The sequence below is a fragment of the Haloarcula amylovorans genome (genome assembly GCF_004681185.1).
Taxonomy (GTDB): domain Archaea; phylum Halobacteriota; class Halobacteria; order Halobacteriales; family Haloarculaceae; genus Haloarcula; species Haloarcula amylovorans.
Map to the genome: position 1 here is coordinate 272996 of NZ_SRIF01000002.1, position 15560 is coordinate 288555.

Genomic DNA, 15560 nt, shown 5'->3' on the forward strand with positions numbered 1-15560 from the left:
TCATATCGCCTCTTTGTACGCTTCGAGGGCATCGTCTATGTCCTCACCTGTGTGGGCATCACAGATGAACTGTGACTCGAACTGGTTCGCCGTCAGGAACACGCCCTGATCTTTCATCTCGGGCCAGAAGAGACGCTCCCAGCGCTCCGTCTCGGCTTGTTTGATGTCTCCAGCGTTCTTCGGGCAGTGTTCGTAGCGGGGACACGCTTGCCGCTGCTGACAACCAGCGTCGCAGTGTCCCTCGAAGGTATCAGGTGCGTCTCGTGTGAAGACGACCTTGAACATCGAGTCAGTACCGACGACGGTGTATTCGGGGGCCTGGTCTTCGAGGATATCCTGCAGGCCCGAGCGCAGTCGCTCGCCGAGACCGTTGACGTGGTCGTATACGTCGTTTTCGGCCGCGTACCGCAGCGTTTCCAGACCGGCGGCCATCGTCACCGGGTGGCCCGAGAACGTCCCGGACTGGAAGACGTCTCCCGCGGGCGTGAACTGCTCGAGTATCTCGCTTTTCCCACCGATCGCGCCGACGGGGAACCCGCCGCCGACGATCTTCCCGAACGTCGTGAGGTCGGGGTCGATGTCGAACTTCCCCTGGGCGCACTGGAGGCCGCCGACGCGGAAGCCGGTGATGACCTCGTCGAAGACGAGGAGCGAACCGTGTTCGTCACAGAGGTCCCGGAGCGTCTCGTGGTACCCCTCGACGGGGTGGACGATGCCGTAGTTGCCGAGGATGGGTTCGGTGAGGACGGCGGCGATGTCGTCGCCGTGCTTGGCGAACACCGTGTGCGCGGCTTCCTCGTCGTTGAACGGAACCGTCAGCGTGTGCTCGGCGAAACTCTCGGGGATGCCGGGACTGGAGGGGTGAGTGTCGTCGCCCTCGCCCTCGACCAGCGTGGACTCCTGTGCGCCGTGATAGCCGCCCTGCATCACGACGATCTTGTCCCGACCCGTGTATCCGCGTGCTAGTCGCACCGCGGAGACGGTGGCTTCTGTGCCGCTGTTGACGAAGCGCACCATCTCGACGCTGGGGACGTGTCGTGTGACGAATTCCGCGAGTTCCACCTCGACTTCGGTGGGCGCGCCGTACATCGGTCCCTCCGAAGCGCGTTGCTGGACAGCCGACTGGACCTGTTCGGGCATGTCGTGACCTAACAGCAGGGGGCCGTACCCCATCACGAAATCGAGGTAGCGGTTGCCGTCGGCGTCGACGACGTGGCCGCCGTCGCCCTTCTGGACGAAGAAGGGGTAGGGGCGGATGGCACGCACTGATGAGTTGACGCCGCCGGGCATCACCGAGAGCGCCCGGTCGTACAGGGCTCGTGACTGCTCGTGGTTCATAGCGCGGCTTTCGAACGCTGCCTGAAAGAACCTGACGGGTCGCCCGTTCGCCTCGACGAGCGCGTCGTCCCCCCTGTTCGTGACGCAGTGGACATTCGTTCGATGGTGCGCGTATATTTGGCATTCCTTCAATCCAAATATTCGTAATGAGAAATAAAATCACGTGCTGGACGTTCGTCTCGGATTCGAACGGTATTGTGGGTATGTTTGATGGACAGTGTTTTAGAACTCTATCTGAACAGTATATGTGTGAAAGAGCGGACGTTCGAACAACGGCGAGCGATAAAAGTACCTAATCTATAATAACTGGAGCGACTTACCGATGGCACACAAGAAAGAGGACGTCAAAGGCGAACTGTACGGTGACGAGGTCAGAGAGAAGCTAGAGGAGTTCGCGGAACGCGGTTGGGAGTCGATTCCGGAGGACGAACGGTCAGCGTGGTTTACGCGATTCAAGTTCTGGGGCGTATTCCACCACCGCGGCGGGCAGGAGTCGTATTTCATGATGCGCCTGACCAACTGCGGCGGGATCCTGGAACCGGAACAGCTCCGCGCGATCGGCGAAGTCGCCCGCGACTACGCGAAGGGACCGGCCGAGAACCCCGAGTTCGGCAACGGCTGGATCGACCTCACGACGCGACAGTCGATCCAACTGCACTGGCTGAAACTCGAAGACATCCCCGAGATCTGGGAGAAACTCGAAGCGGTCGGCGTCTCCTCTCGCTCCGCGGGCGGGGACACGATGCGCAACATCTCGGGCTGCCCGGTCGCCGGGAAAGCCGAGGAGTTCGTCGAGTCCCGTCCCATCTTAGACGAGATTCAGGAGACGATTCGCGGCGACAACGAACTATCGAACATGCCCCGGAAGTTCAACATCTCGGTGTCGGGCTGTCGACAGGGCTGCGCGCAGGACGCCATCAACGACATCGGGCTGGAACCGGCCCACAAGTTCATCGACGGGGAGGACGTCGAAGGGTTCAACCTCCGCGTCGGCGGTGGCCTCGGCGGCCGCGAACCGCGCGAGGCGCGCCCGCTGGATCTGTTCGTCCGGCCGGAACACGCCGTCGAGACGGTACGTGCGTTCGTCGAACTGTACCACGAGGAGGGGAACCGGCAGAACCGCTCGAAGAACCGGGCTCGTTTCTTCGTCGATGAGTGGGGCACCGACGATATCCGCGAGGCACTCGACGAGCGACTCGACTTCGAGTTCGAGTCCTCCGGGACGGACTTCCGCGGCGAGTACAGCTACAACGCCGGGAAGTCGGCCCAGCAGGGTGCTCACGACCACGTCGGCGTCTACGACCAGCAGGACGGCAAGAACTACGTCGGCCTCTCGGTGCCCGTCGGCCGCCTCCCCGCCGAGGAAGCGATCGAACTCGCAGACCTGGCAGCCGAGTACGGCTCCGGCGAGGTGCGACTGACCCGTCGACAGAACCCGCTCGTCATGGACGTGCCCGACGAGCGACTCGACGACCTGCTCGACGAACCGCTCCTGGCGAAGCACAAGCCCGAACCGAATTCGTTCGTGCAGGGCGCGATGGCCTGTACCGGGACGGAGTTCTGCTCGCTCGCACTGACGGAGACGAAAGCGCGGATGGCTCGGACGCTCCGCTGGTTGGGCGAAAACATCGATGTTCCCGACGACGTGGACCGTATCAAGATGCACTTCTCCGGGTGTACGGCCGACTGCGGGCAGGCGATGACCGCCGATATCGGTCTCCAGGGGATGCGCGCCCGCAAGGACGGCGAGATGGTCGAGGCGATGGACGTCGGCGTCGGCGGCGGGATGGGCGACGAACCCACGTTCATCGATTGGGTCCGCCAGCGCGTGCCCGCCGACGAGGTTCCGGGGATGCTCGCCAATCTCCTCGAAGCCTACGCCGCGCTCCGCGAGGAGGGGCAGACCTTCCGTGAGTGGGTCGACGCGACGGGCCACGAGACCATCGTCGAACTCGCGGAACCCGAGGAGGTCGAAGGGTACGAGGACCCCTGTCTCGCCGACGGCAAGCAGTCGTGGTACCCCTTCGACGACGGCGAGAGTCCGGCCCCGACGGACGCAGAGGGGGTGCCGCTGTCGGCCGACGACTGAGCATCACGACTGCGCCGGGTTTCTCCCGGCATCCCGACGCCGCTGGCCGTACAGCCGGCATTCCGACGGAACCGCTCGTGTCCACGCGTTCCGTCGAGTCGTCTTTTCGCGATTTGTCCTTTCACTCACGACTCGACAGCGTCGGCTCCGGCGACGGTGGCTACCGCTCTCCGCCACTCCACTCGCCGAGGCAGTGTACTCGGCGGTTTCGTTCCCGTCTGGCGTCGTCTATATGGCTACCCGTTTTCGAACCCGCTCGACGTGCGTTGCAGCCGTGCGAGTTCGTTGGAGCGGCTATCGGCCTGTCTATCGCTATCGAATTCCGCTGGTCCCCGGACTATCAGTGCCGGTCATCTCCCCGGGTTCACGGCTGCCGACTCCCGGCGACGAGCGACCGGTGACAGCAGTCATCCGGACCATCGAGACGGAGCGCTGTATCTCTACGCGTTCGCATCTGAACGTTCGACGCGCTGCCGGGAGGTTCGAACCGAGAAAAGGGCAACTGGCCGCAAAAACTGCTTACTCGTCGGAGTCGTCGACCGGGAACTGCTCGTGTTCGCGGACGGTGTTCAGGACGACCGACGTCGCGGCCGACCGGACGTCCGGGTCGGTGAGCAGGTCCTTGATGCGGGCGTTCATCTCGTCGGTGTCGCGGAACTTCCCGACGGCGACGATGTCGTGACTCCCCGTCACCTCGTAGACGGCGACCATGTTTCGCTGGTCGCGAAGTCGGTCGGTCACGCTTTCGAGGCCGCTGCCGTCCACCGAGAGCTGGAAGACGGCAGTAACGTCGTAGCCAAGCGCCGCGTAGTCGATGCGGGCGGTGTACTCCTCGATGACGCCCGTTTCGACCAGTTGATCCATCCGGCGCGAGACGGTCGTCGCGGCGACACCCGTCTCGGCAGCGACGTCGCGGGCGCTGGCCCGGCCGTCGCGCAACAGTGCGTTCACGACCCGCCTGTCGATATCGTCGACCATTGCCGGCCGCTCAGACGGCCTCTGGTCCACGTTTGCCCGTCCGGACTTGGTAGGCGTCGTCGACCGGCAGGACGAAGATCTTCCCGTCGCCCTTCTCGCCGGTGTGGGCCGCGTCCGCGATGGCTTCGACGACGTCGTCTGCGGGGATATCCGCGACGACGGTCTCTATCTTGACCTTCTGGTGGAGGTCGACGACGTACTCCTCGCCGCGCCACTGCCCCTTCTTCGCGGGCTGTGAGCCGCGGCCGGAGACGTTCGTCACCGTCAGCGAGGGCGCGCCGACTTCCGCGAGCCCTTGCTTGACGTCGCCGAGTTTGTCCGGTCGAACCATCGCCACGATCATCTTGATCTCTTGGTCGTCAGTCATCTTTGGAACCTCCGTCTGCGCGCACGCTCTCACTCACTATACCACCGTCGGCGACGACGCTGTCGCCGGAGCCGAACTCGGGGTAGGTCTCGACGCCGTGTTCGCTGACGTCGAGGCCTTCCTGCTCGTGTTCGGGCGTGACGCGGGCCTGTCCAATCGCCTTGAGGACGCCCCAGATGAGGCCGGTCGAGACGATGGTCCACGCCGCGATGACGGCGACGCCGATGGCCTGTGCGACGAACGCGTTGAGGACCGAATCAACGACGCCGGGGGCGGCGACGAACGGGTATAGCAGCGTGCCCAGCACGCCTGCGCTCCCGTGGACCGGGAAGACCGCACAAACGTCGTCTATCTGCAGGCGCTTCTCGACGAAGCCGAACACGAGCGGGAGCTGGACGCCCGCGAGGCCGCCGACGACGAACGCGCCCCACCACGACGTGGTGTGGGGAATCGCCGTGATGCCGACCAGTCCGGCCAGCAGGCCGTTGGCGACGTACAGCGTGTCGACTTTCCCGGTGCGGACCCACGCCATGAGCCCGGCACCCATCGCACCGCAGGCCATCGCGAGCGTGGTCGTCATGGCGACCCGACCCAGCTGATCGCCGAGGAATGCGCCGTCACCGCCGATGATGGCGGAGGTGCCGACGTTGAAGCCGTACCAGCCGAACGCGAGGAGGAGCGTCCCCAGCACGGCGAAGGTCAGCGAGTGGCCGGGAATGACGTTGACGCTCCCGTCTTCGTTGTACCGGCCCATGCGCGGACCGAGGACGTACGCCGCCGTCAGGCCGGCGATGCCGCCCATGCCGTGGACGATCATGCCGCCTGCGAAGTCGGTGAAGGCCGCACCACCGAAGCTGATGTACGCGCCGGCCCACGTGATACCCGTGACGACGGGGTAGATGACCGCCGCCAGCAGGAACGTGTAGGTGATGTACGCCCGGAGCTTCGCGCGACCGGCCACCGCCCCGGAGACGATGGTTGCGGCCGTCATAGCGAAGACAGCGCCGTAGAGCCAGTCGATCCAGCCGGTGCCGCTGGCCGATGCGGCAGAGGCGAACCCGCTCCCGCCGACCAGCGACGAGATACCGGCACCGATGAGGAAGAACACCGTCACCCCGACAGACCACGTCAGCAGGTTCTTCGTGAGTTGGTTCGCTACGTTCTTCGAGCGCACCTGCCCGGCTTCGAGCATGGCGAAACCGGCGTGCATGAAGAAGATGAGGAACGATACGACCAGTATCCACGTGTAATTGAGCGCGTCCGCGGTGACTTGGAGTGGTGCGAGTACCATGATTCGTATTGGTTTTCGTTATGATTGCGTTTGAACGTCCAACTTTATCCTCTCTTCCACCAACTTCGTCAACTCGTTCACGGAGAAACATCTGGTAACACCACTACATAAGGGTTGGCTTTACGAAGATAGTCATTTAGTGGTATCAGGAAGACGAACGTCCAGATTGCAGTAGAGTATTATGGATATAAGGTTGTTCTCCGTCAAGAAAATACGCATCTGTCTGCTAGTATTCTGGACGAACGTGAACCCGTAGTTCACCCGGAAACGGTGAAAACGGGGTGTTTCGCTTGCGCGCACTCCGAATCTCGGGGCGAGTATCGTCGGTTCGCGGTCACCGTCGGAGCGCCGCTGTCAGCGCGACGCCGGCCAGGACGAGGCTCGCCAGCGCGAGCGGCGATAGCGCCGGCACGTCGATGCGAAAGAGTAGCGTCGTCAGCGCCGTGGCCCCGCCGACCAGCGCCGTCGTTCCGGCGACGTGGCCCAACTCGACGGACCGACTCGGTGCGGTACCGAGGTCCTCGTAGAGGTCCACCGCGGCGTGACCGAACGTCCACGCGAGCACCGTCCCAGCCCCTGCGACCAGCGCGGTCGCCGTCGTCGCGCCCTGTAACGCGGCGACTACCACTTCGAGGAACAGCGCCCCTCCGGCGAGGTCGACCAGTCTGTCGGAGCGGAGGGCCCCTCCACCGATCAGCAACAGCACCCCGGCCACACCGGCGACGGTCGAGAACAGGCCGAGACCGGCAGCAAACAGCGCCGTGAGCGCGGCGACGACAGCCGCAGCGCCACAGACGAGTCCCGTATGCGCCGTCATCAGTGCGTCCTCCACGCCCGGGCGGTCAGCTGCTGGAGCGACTCGTCGGCCCCCCAGTCGTGAACGTCCACGCCGACGGCCCGCAGTCCGCGCAGTCGGTCGCGCCGCTCCAGCCTGGCGAGCCGATGGCCGCCGGTGTCGGTCGCGGTTGGGTCCGGGCTCACGACCGTCACCGGATGGTCCCTGGCGGCGAGTCGGCGGACGACCGCCGCGCTGTCGTCGTCACACAGCGGCGAGACGAACACCACGTTGACGCCGCTCGGCAACTGTGCCAGCAGGCGGTCGACGTCCGGGGCTTCGGTGACCGGCGAGACGGCGAATGCGCGGTCGGTCCGTAATTGCTCGCGTGCCCGCCGTCGGTGTGCTCTGCTCGTATCTGGGTCGAGCCACGCCCAGTGGGGCGAGTACGCCGCGACGCCGACCGCGTGGCCGTCCTCGGGGAGGCCCTCGACGAGCGCCACCGCGGCCGTGACGCCTCGCTCGACGGCCGTCTGTGCGTCCGGTCGCGGGGCGAGAGCGGCTTCCTTTCGAGCGTCGACGACGACCACGACCCGCGCGGACTGCTCGCGGCGGAACTCGACCGTCGTAAGGTCGCCCGTGCGTGCGTATCGGTTCCAGTCCACACGAGACAGGGGGTCGTTCGAGCGGTGTTCTCGAAGCGCGTAGAAGGACAGCCCCTCCCCGCCCTCGTCGATCGGGACCTGTCCGGGCCGGTGTTTCGACTGCGGCACCAGCGGAAGCAGCGCCGACCCGGCCGGTCGGTCCCACGTCACCGCGTCCGGTTCGGCGTCGACGCGCGCCCGACGAGCGACCACGCCGACGACGTCCCTGACGACCACCGTCGCCGGGTCGAACACGCAGCGGCCGCTCCCGCTGGCAATCTCGTAGGTGACCGTCGTCTGTGCGCCCGGGCGGAGCGTCGCCCCCAGCGACGCCGACCCGTTCACCACCCGAACCGAATCGGGGACGCCGTCGGCGACCCGCAGGTCGGGAATCGTCCGCTGGCCGTCGTTGCGGACGGTGAGTTCGACGGTCACCGGTTCGCCGACGCCGGGGTCGGACGGGGTGAGGGAACGCCGGACGGAGACGCTGACCGCCGGCGGGACGGCGACCCGGTCGTACGCGCTCAGCGTGACGCCGACGCCGCCGAGCAACACCAGCGCCGGGGTCTGTGCCACGAGACCGACCGCGACGGCGACCAGCGCCGCCCCGCCGAGGCCGAACCAGCGACCGGTCCGATGGACTTCCTCGGTCATCGTTCGTCCCGCTGGAGCAGTTCGGCCGTCGCGTGGGCGACCCGCCGACGGAACGGCCGACTCCCGGTGAGCCACCCCGAGAGCCGAGTGAGCGCCGAAATCGGCGTACCGTCGAGCAGCGCTCGTGCGTCGTCATCGTCGGTCCACGACCCGTCTTCGAGCGCCGCTTTCGCGTCGTCGCGTGACCGCCCTTCGCGTTCGAGGACCGAGACACTGACCGCCTCGACGCGGTCGCGAATGGCGTCTCGACCCGTGCCCGCGGCCATCGCCGCGTCGAGGTCGTCGCCGGGCACCGCGGCGTGCTGGCTGTCGGTGTCGGGGAGTCGGGGTCCGCGCTCGCCGTCGAGCGAGCGGACCAGAAACGCGAGGAGAGCGACGGCACCAGCCACCACCGAGACCGCAAGCAACGGGAGGTCCGAGACGGTCCCCGAGGGGAGCGTCGGTTCGCCGACGGCGATCAGTCCGACAGCGAGCGCTGTCGCGCCAGCACCGACAGCTACGGGAAACGGCCGGAGATTCACGACTCTCCCTCCGTTTCTGCTCCCGACCCCGTCTCTGTCTCAGTCGCTGCCTCTGCTCCCGCCGTTCCGTCTGCTCCCATCGCGCTGTCGAGTGCATTACGGGCGCGCGTCTCGTGTTCGGGCGTCGGCGTCTCGGTGCCGTAGCGCACCCGCTCGAAGAGGTCTCTGAGCGTCTCGACCGCGCTGTCGTCGGCACCCGCGGCCGTCGCTCGCTCGGCGAACTCGCGGGGCGTCGCGGTGCCGTCGTCCGGACCGAACCGCTCGGTGAGGTCCGCCCACGCTCGATAGACGTCGTTCGTCAGCGGGACGTCTATGGCGGTCGCCGAGTACGACGACTTGGTGGCGGGGTCGCCCGTAGTGAAACTGAGCCTGTCGCCGCCCGTCTCCTCAACCGACGACCCGCGGCCGGCGGCCCACCAGAGACCGACGACGCCGAGGACGATGCCGGCGACGAGGACGCCAATCATCGGCGGCGAAAGCGAAGGGACCAGCGAGCGAGCGCCGTTGCCCGACTCGGGCGAGTCGACGCCGCCGGGATTCGAGGGGACGTCCCGCTGCCCCTGATTCTCGACACTGCCGTCCTCGGGCGTCACCGACGGATCTTCGCTGCCGACCGCGGCGTCGAGGCCGGCGGCACCGAGAGTAAACGACAGCAGGGCGACCGCGGCGACGAGCGCCACGAGGAGGGACTGTCGCTGCATACCGCAGTTTCAGTCCCTCTCGCTTGAATAGATTGTGGGACCACTCGTCTACGAACACCGGCGGCCCGGGCTACAAGCGATCGGCGACGTCCTCGGCGAAGTAGGTGAGAATCAGATCCGCGCCGGCCCGCTTGATCGAGAGTAGGGACTCGGCGGCGACCTCCTCTAAGTCCAGCCATCCCTTCTCGGCGGCGGCGTGGAGCATCGCGTACTCGCCGGAGACGTTGTAGGCGGCGACGGGGTGGTCGTAGTCCTCGCGGACCTGCTTGACGATGTCGAGATACGGGAGTGCGGGCTTGACCATCAGCACGTCCGCACCCTCCTCGACGTCGAGGGCGACCTCCCGGCGCGCTTCGCGGGCGTTCGCGGGGTCCATCTGGTAGTGCCGCCGGTCGCCGAAGGCCGGCGCGCCGTCGGCGGCGTCTCGAAACGGCCCGTAGAAGGCCGACTCGAACTTCGCGGCGTAGCTCATGACCGGAACTTCCGTATAGCCGTCCTCGTCCAGCGCCTCGCGGATGGACCGGACCATCCCGTCGGTCATGCTGGAGGGCGCGACCATGTCTGCACCAGCCCGCGCGTGACTGACGGCGGTCTGACTCAGCAACTCCAGCGTCTCGTCGTTGCGCACCGTGAGCGACGGGTCCGTCTCGGCGGTCTCTTCTAGCACGCCGCAGTGCCCGTGGCTGGTGTACTCACAGAGGCAGACGTCGGTGATGACGTAGGTGTCCGTCTCGGCAGTGATGTCCCGCACCGCGCGCTGGACGACGCCGTCCTCGGCCCACGCCCGCGAGCCGCGTTCGTCCTTCGACTCGGGGATGCCGAAGACCATTACCGCTTCGACGCCCGTCTCGCGGACCTCCTCGACGCGGGCGACGGCCGCTTCGACGGGCACTCGCTCGTGGCCCGGCATCGACTCGATGGGGACTCGCTCGTCGGTCGTCGCGTCGACGAACACCGGCGCGATGAGGTCCGACGCCGAGAGCTCCGTCTCGCGGACCAGCGGCCGCACGCCGTCGGTTCGCAGCCGGCGCGGGCGACGTGTCATGTCCATATCCCCCCTCTGGCCCTCGGAGCCATGAACCCACCGCTCGTCGGCCACAGCCAGAACGCCTATGTCCGCGCTGACCGGTTACACGAGTAGATGGCGACCGACGCTTCCGACGCCACGCGCAGCCCTGTTCGGACCTTCGCGGAGGATTACGGCCTGCTGGTCGTTGCCGCTTGCTTTGCCATCCTCGGCGTCGCCGGCATCGCGCTGTACGTCTTCGGCGACGCGGCCTACGCCGAGGCGCTCCTGCGGGAGTACGGACTGGCCGCGCTCTTCTTCGTCTTCATTCTGGAGGGCGCGATGTTGCTCTACTTCGCGCCCAGTGAGGCGCTCGTACCCGCCGCCGTCGCCGCCCTCGCACAGACGACCGGCGGCTACGATCTGCCGGCTATCGCAGCTATCCTCGGGGTGGCCGTCCTCGGCGCGACGATGGGCCAGACGGCGCTGTTCCTATTGACGAAACGCGGCGGCCGCGAGTGGTTGCTCGACCGGCCGTGGTTCCGCGTGAGCGAGGACCAACTGGACCGCTTCGGCCGCCTGTTCGACCGCTTCGGCGTGCTGGCGGTACCGCTCAGCAACACCCTCCTGTTCACGCGTGGAATGTTGACAGTACCCGCCGGTGTCGCCGGCATGTCGACGCGACGATTCGTCGCGCTGTCGGCGCTCGGCACGCTCTCCTTCGAGCTACTGCTCGCGGCGGCCGCGATGGGCGTCCTCGAACTGTTCTAATCCACCGTCTCGACGCGCTCGCGGAGCCACGCCATTGCTTCCTCGACCGTCTCGCTGTCCTCACCAGTCACCTTGATTCGACCCGGCGCGTCGTCGCTCCGGGGATAGCTCCCGACGGCGACGCCGAATAGCTCGCCGGCTTCTGCGACGATGCTGACCACGGCCCCCTCGGGTGCCGGCGTCCGGAGCGTCTCGGTCGTCCGGTCGCCGCCGAAGTCCGCGGCGACGGTCGCGAACATGGCCTTCAGTTCGTCCGGGATGCCCGGCATCACGTAGACGCCCTCTATAACGCAACCGGCGGCGAAGCTCTCGTCGGTCAGCAACGGCTCTGCGCCCGCTGGAATCGCCGCCCACGCGTCCAGATCGAGGTTCATGTCGTAGCGGTCGACCATCTCCGGGTTTTCTTCGGCGAAGCGGTCGGCCTTCGCTTCGAGGTGTGCGCGCACGTCTTCGGGCACGATCAACTCGCGGCCGAAGGCGTCGGCGACGCCGGCTTTCGTCACGTCGTCGGGTGTCCCGCCGATGCCGCCCGTGACGACGACCGCGTCGAAGGCGTCGTGATACCGGGATACGGCGTCGGCGATGATCGCCTCCTCGTCGGGGACGGTCAAGATTCGCGTGACCGTCGCGCCCGCGTCGCTCAACTCCCGGGCCAGCCACGTCGCGTTCGTGTTCTCTGTATCCCCCGAGAGCAACTCGTCACCGACGGTGAGCAACGCCACGTCCATACCGGTCGGTAGCGTTCGAGGTGTGTAAGGGTTCGCGCTAGCGCAGGTCGGCAACTGCGTTGTCGGAGAACGATAACGCGACTGAGAACAGCCTTCTGTCAGTACCTACGCTCTGTTCTGCTCGACCGCCTCGGCCAGTAACTCGGTCAGCCCGATTATCTCGATGTCGTCCTCGTAGCCGCCGGTCTTGCGGCCGTCCTCGTACATCGTCATACACATCGGGCAGGCGACGACGAACTTCTCGACGCGATTGCCGGCCTCCGTATCCTCCAGCGCTTCGCGCAGTCGCTCTTCGCTGGGCTTGGGGTCCTCCTCGAAGTCCATCCAGAGGCCGCCGCCGCCACCGCCACAACAGAAAGAGTCGTCGCGGTTGCGCGGCATCTCGTAGCGCTCACAGCCGGTGGCGTCCACGAGGTCGCGCGGAGCCTCGAAGACATCGTTGTACCGACCGAGGTGACACGGGTCGTGGTACGTGACAGGGTAGTCGAGTTCGTCTCCCGACAGCCCCAGCGCACCGGATTCCGCGAGGTCGGCGACGACCTGCGTGTAGTGGAACACGTTTGCGTCGTCCCACTCGCAGTCCTCGAACTCGGGGTACTCGTTTTTGAACGTGTTGTAGGCGTGGGGGTCTGTCGTGACGATGGAGTCGAACTCGCAGTTTCCGATTGCGCCGCCGTTGTCCTCGACGAGCATCTCGTAGAGCCCCTCCTCGCCGACCCGGCGCACGTCGTTGCCGGCGGTCTGTTCGGCTTCGTAGAGGATGCCGTACTCCACGTCGGCGGCCTCGAAGACCTGCGCTAAGGCCCGCGCCACTCGCTGGTTTCGCTCGTCGTAACTCGGGTAGTCGCCGACGTACCAGAGGTACTCGACGGGGTGGTCGCGGGCGTCGGGCACCTCGAAATCCAGTTCGTCGGTCCAGTCGGGGCGCTTGCGCTCGGGGTCGCCGAACGTGTTGCCGTGCTGGAAGACGTTCATCATCGCGTCCTGAACGTGGTCGTCCATCTCGCCAGACTCGGTGAGTCGTCGGTTCAGCTCCGTGAACTGCGTGACGTGTTCGATGTCCACCGGGCAGGCGTCCATGCAGGCCATACAAGACATACAGGACTCCATCGTCCGAGCGTCGATAACTGAACTTCCACCGTCGGCGACAATGGGAACTTCCTCGCCGCCGGCGTCCCGCTGTTCGCGGTACTCCTTCAGATCCAGAATCACGTTGCGCGGGTCCAGCGGCCGGCCCGCCGCCTTCGCCGGACAGACTGACGAACAGCGCCCGCACTTCGTACAGGCGTCGTGGTCGAGCAACTGCTTCCACGAGAAGTCGTCGATCTCGCTGGGGCCGATGTCCTCCGGGGCGGCGTCTTCGGGCACCTTCGGCAGGCGGACGCCCGCCTTCTCGTCGCGGGCCACGAGATTGGCGAACGACGAGAGCATGTGGAACGGCTTGGCGTAGGGAATCCACGCGACGAACCACAGGGCGACCAGCGAGTGACTCCACCAGACGAGGGGGTAGGCCGCGGCGGCTTGCTGGGGAGTCACGCCCGCGAGGAGGAGGACGTCCCTGACGAACCACCCGACGAAACTGATGGTCTCGAAACTCACGTCCCGAACCGTCGAGGTGCCGAGGATGCGGACGCCCTCGGTGAGGTAGCCACCGACACCGAGGACGAACAGCGCCGCCAGAAACAGGTCGTCCTCACGAGAGGTGTGGCGGTCGTGGAGTCGCTCCATCCGGCGGCCGTAGCGCCGCCACAGCGCCACGCCGACGCCGACGACGAACAGCAGGCCCATCGCGTCCATCACGAACGAGTAGGAGAGGTAGAACTGGCCCACGAAGAACGACTCGCCCGTTAGCGGGCGGTAGAGGTCCATGTCGATACCGAGAATCGCCGTCCCGATGAGCAAAGTGAGAAACCCCCAGACGACGAAGGCGTGCATCACGCCCGCGACGGTGTCGCGGTCGAGTTGCTTGCGATTGGAGAGGGCAAGTCGCGCCGCGTCGAAGACGCGTTCGGGCAAGTCGTCTAACCGGTCGAAGGGGTCATCGCTGCCGTCCGTGTACCGAGCGACGCGGTTGTAGACGCCGTACAGAAAGACCAGAATCGCCAACGCGGCGAGATAGTAGAAAATGACCTTCCCCACGGGGCCGATGCGCCAGAACGTCGGCCGCGTGGTCGTCTGCAGCACGAATGACATACGGTCACACGGGATACGCTCACACTTGAACTTTGTCACGAACCGCCGCCGTCTCCGACAATGTCTAAACCGTTGAGTGTTTTCGACAGTTTTCCGTCGCCTACCCAACAACTATATACGCCGCGGACAGAAGATTCCGGTCCGATGGACGAGAAGACAGAAGCGCTCCGTGACATCTTCATGGACGTCTCCGAGGAGGGGACGGTGACGGAGTCACAGGAGGCCACGCACGGGACGTTGGCCGACGTCGACGAGGCGGACGTAGACGACCGGCTCGGTGACGTGATCTCACGCATGCGCGAGCGCTACGAGTTCCAGACGGCGCTCGACGACGACGCGCTGGTGACGGTGGTTCGCGGGTTCTACGAGGGCCGTGAGGACGACGACATCGCCGACGAACTCGGCGTCGCGGGCGCGATGGTGATAGATGCACGATTAGACCTGCACCTCTTTCGCGATTCGGATACGGACGCCGACTTCGACGTGACCGCGTTCCGCCGCCGAATCGTGGAGGACGACCCGACCGACGCCGACCTCGTCACCGCCTTCGACGTGAGTGAGGCCGAAGTGAGCCACTACCGTCGCGTCGTGGCGGCACAGGCCGCCGCCCGACGGGTCAGCCACCGCTTCCAGAGCGAGTTCGAGGACGTGCTGACCGACGCCGGCCTCTCGACGCGCATGACCGAGTCGCTCCGGCAGGATGGTCTGGACGAAGCCACCGAGGACATCGACTCGCTGGACTCGGACGCCGACGTCTCGATGTGACACCGCCGCGAGACCGCTCTTTCTGCGTCCCACGAATCGCGCTGAAGGTTTATATCCGAAGCCGGGACCAGCGCTGTCCATGGCCGACCACACTTTCCGCGAGTTGGAAACCGCGGCCTACTGCCCGCGAAAGCTCTACTATCGCCGACGCGAAGGGCCGCCAGACGTGCCCGACGAGATCGGTCGTATCCGCGAACTGGCGTTCGACTACGAGCGCCTGCTGACCGACGACGCGACGTTGCTGACCGCGCCCATCGAGGCCGACCCGACCACCGTCCGCGAACGACTGCGAGCGGCCCGAGACCGACTCGACGACTGGGACGCGCTCGCCGACCCGACGGCCCGAGATGTCTACCTCTCGGGGAAGGACGCCCGCGGCATCGCACACAAGATTGTCGAGTCGGCCGACGGCCCAGTTCCGTCACTAGTGTTCGCCGGCTCACCGCCGAAACAGGGCGTCTGGGAGCCACAGACGGTGCGGCTGGTCGCCGCCGCGAAGGCGCTCTCCTGGGAACGCGAGCAATCAGTCGAACGCGCATACGCAGAGTACCCCGCCCACGGCATCGTCCGTGAGATCGACCTGACCGTCCGCCGGGCCGGCGTCTACCGCCGAGCGGTTCGAACCGCCGATAGCATCGACGGCCCGCCGTCCCGCGTGGACAACGACGCGAAGTGCGGTCCCTGTGACTACCGCGAGAACTGCGGCGTCAGAACACGGTCGTTGCGGTCGATACTGTGA

At 66.1% G+C, this 15560-nt stretch carries 15 protein-coding genes; 4 read left to right on the forward strand and 11 right to left on the reverse strand.

The genetic code is table 11. From position 1 onward, the window contains the following. The gene (gene hemL / locus E4S61_RS08740) at nucleotides 1–1338 is read right to left on the reverse strand and encodes a glutamate-1-semialdehyde 2,1-aminomutase (RefSeq protein WP_135303553.1); all 1338 of its coding nucleotides are present in this window, start codon (nucleotides 1336–1338) and stop codon (nucleotides 1–3) included. A gap of 322 nt (nucleotides 1339–1660) precedes the next feature. Between hemL and E4S61_RS08745 the strand changes: the two genes are divergently transcribed. Continuing rightward, a complete protein-coding gene (locus tag E4S61_RS08745; protein ID WP_135303554.1) occupies nucleotides 1661–3427 on the forward strand; it encodes a nitrite/sulfite reductase in 1767 nt (588 codons plus the stop codon). A 519-nt stretch (nucleotides 3428–3946) separates the two neighbouring features. On the opposite strand, the gene lrp is transcribed toward E4S61_RS08745, so the two are convergent. From lrp to hemB, 8 genes are all read right to left on the reverse strand, one after another. Beyond that, entirely contained in the window at nucleotides 3947–4405 is a 459-nt protein-coding gene (lrp, locus tag E4S61_RS08750; RefSeq protein WP_135303555.1) for an HTH-type transcriptional regulator Lrp, read from the reverse strand. Between the two features lie 10 nt (nucleotides 4406–4415). Then, nucleotides 4416–4772, reverse strand: a complete 357-nt coding sequence (locus E4S61_RS08755; protein WP_135303556.1) for a P-II family nitrogen regulator — start codon at nucleotides 4770–4772, stop codon at nucleotides 4416–4418. Beyond that, nucleotides 4765–6063 carry an ammonium transporter gene (locus tag E4S61_RS08760; protein WP_135303557.1) on the reverse strand — a complete coding sequence of 433 codons (1299 nt, stop codon included), beginning with the start codon at nucleotides 6061–6063 and terminating at the stop codon, nucleotides 4765–4767. Before E4S61_RS08760 ends, E4S61_RS08755 begins: the two co-directional genes overlap by 8 nt. Nucleotides 6064–6397: 334 nt before the next feature. Continuing rightward, nucleotides 6398–6880, reverse strand: coding sequence for a DUF7519 family protein (locus E4S61_RS08765; RefSeq protein ID WP_135303558.1), 483 nt, complete (start codon nucleotides 6878–6880; stop codon nucleotides 6398–6400). Then, nucleotides 6880–8136 carry a DUF58 domain-containing protein gene (locus E4S61_RS08770; protein ID WP_135303559.1) on the reverse strand — a complete coding sequence of 419 codons (1257 nt, stop codon included), beginning with the start codon at nucleotides 8134–8136 and terminating at the stop codon, nucleotides 6880–6882. The genes E4S61_RS08765 and E4S61_RS08770 overlap by 1 nt, the downstream gene beginning before the upstream one ends. Then, on the reverse strand, nucleotides 8133–8657 hold the full coding sequence (locus E4S61_RS08775; protein WP_135303560.1) for a DUF7269 family protein: 525 nt from the start codon (nucleotides 8655–8657) through the stop codon (nucleotides 8133–8135). Before E4S61_RS08775 ends, E4S61_RS08770 begins: the two co-directional genes overlap by 4 nt. Continuing rightward, entirely contained in the window at nucleotides 8654–9358 is a 705-nt protein-coding gene (locus E4S61_RS08780) for a DUF4129 domain-containing protein (RefSeq protein ID WP_135303561.1), read from the reverse strand. Before E4S61_RS08780 ends, E4S61_RS08775 begins: the two co-directional genes overlap by 4 nt. Before the next feature lie 70 nt (nucleotides 9359–9428). Further along, complete coding sequence (gene hemB / locus E4S61_RS08785; protein ID WP_135303562.1) at nucleotides 9429–10409, reverse strand: porphobilinogen synthase; 981 nt, start codon at nucleotides 10407–10409, stop codon at nucleotides 9429–9431. A 90-nt stretch (nucleotides 10410–10499) separates the two neighbouring features. Here hemB and E4S61_RS08790 point away from each other — a divergent pair, with 90 nt between their 5' ends. Continuing rightward, nucleotides 10500–11135 carry a DedA family protein gene (locus tag E4S61_RS08790; RefSeq protein ID WP_135303563.1) on the forward strand — a complete coding sequence of 212 codons (636 nt, stop codon included), beginning with the start codon at nucleotides 10500–10502 and terminating at the stop codon, nucleotides 11133–11135. Here E4S61_RS08790 and E4S61_RS08795 read toward each other — a convergent pair. Then, a complete protein-coding gene (locus E4S61_RS08795; protein WP_135303564.1) occupies nucleotides 11132–11863 on the reverse strand; it encodes a competence/damage-inducible protein A in 732 nt (243 codons plus the stop codon). The genes E4S61_RS08790 and E4S61_RS08795 overlap by 4 nt on opposite strands. 105 nt (nucleotides 11864–11968) lie before the next feature. Beyond that, nucleotides 11969–14056 (reverse strand): (Fe-S)-binding protein, encoded by a 2088-nt coding sequence (locus tag E4S61_RS08800; protein ID WP_135303565.1) that lies wholly within the window; start codon nucleotides 14054–14056, stop codon nucleotides 11969–11971. Nucleotides 14057–14200: 144 nt separating this feature from the next. Between E4S61_RS08800 and E4S61_RS08805 the strand changes: the two genes are divergently transcribed. Together E4S61_RS08805 and E4S61_RS08810 are read left to right on the forward strand one after the other, a co-directional pair. Further along, nucleotides 14201–14821 (forward strand): conditioned medium-induced protein 4, encoded by a 621-nt coding sequence (locus tag E4S61_RS08805; protein ID WP_135303566.1) that lies wholly within the window; start codon nucleotides 14201–14203, stop codon nucleotides 14819–14821. A 79-nt stretch (nucleotides 14822–14900) separates the two neighbouring features. Next, on the forward strand, nucleotides 14901–15560 hold the full coding sequence (locus E4S61_RS08810; RefSeq protein WP_135303567.1) for a CRISPR-associated protein Cas4: 660 nt from the start codon (nucleotides 14901–14903) through the stop codon (nucleotides 15558–15560).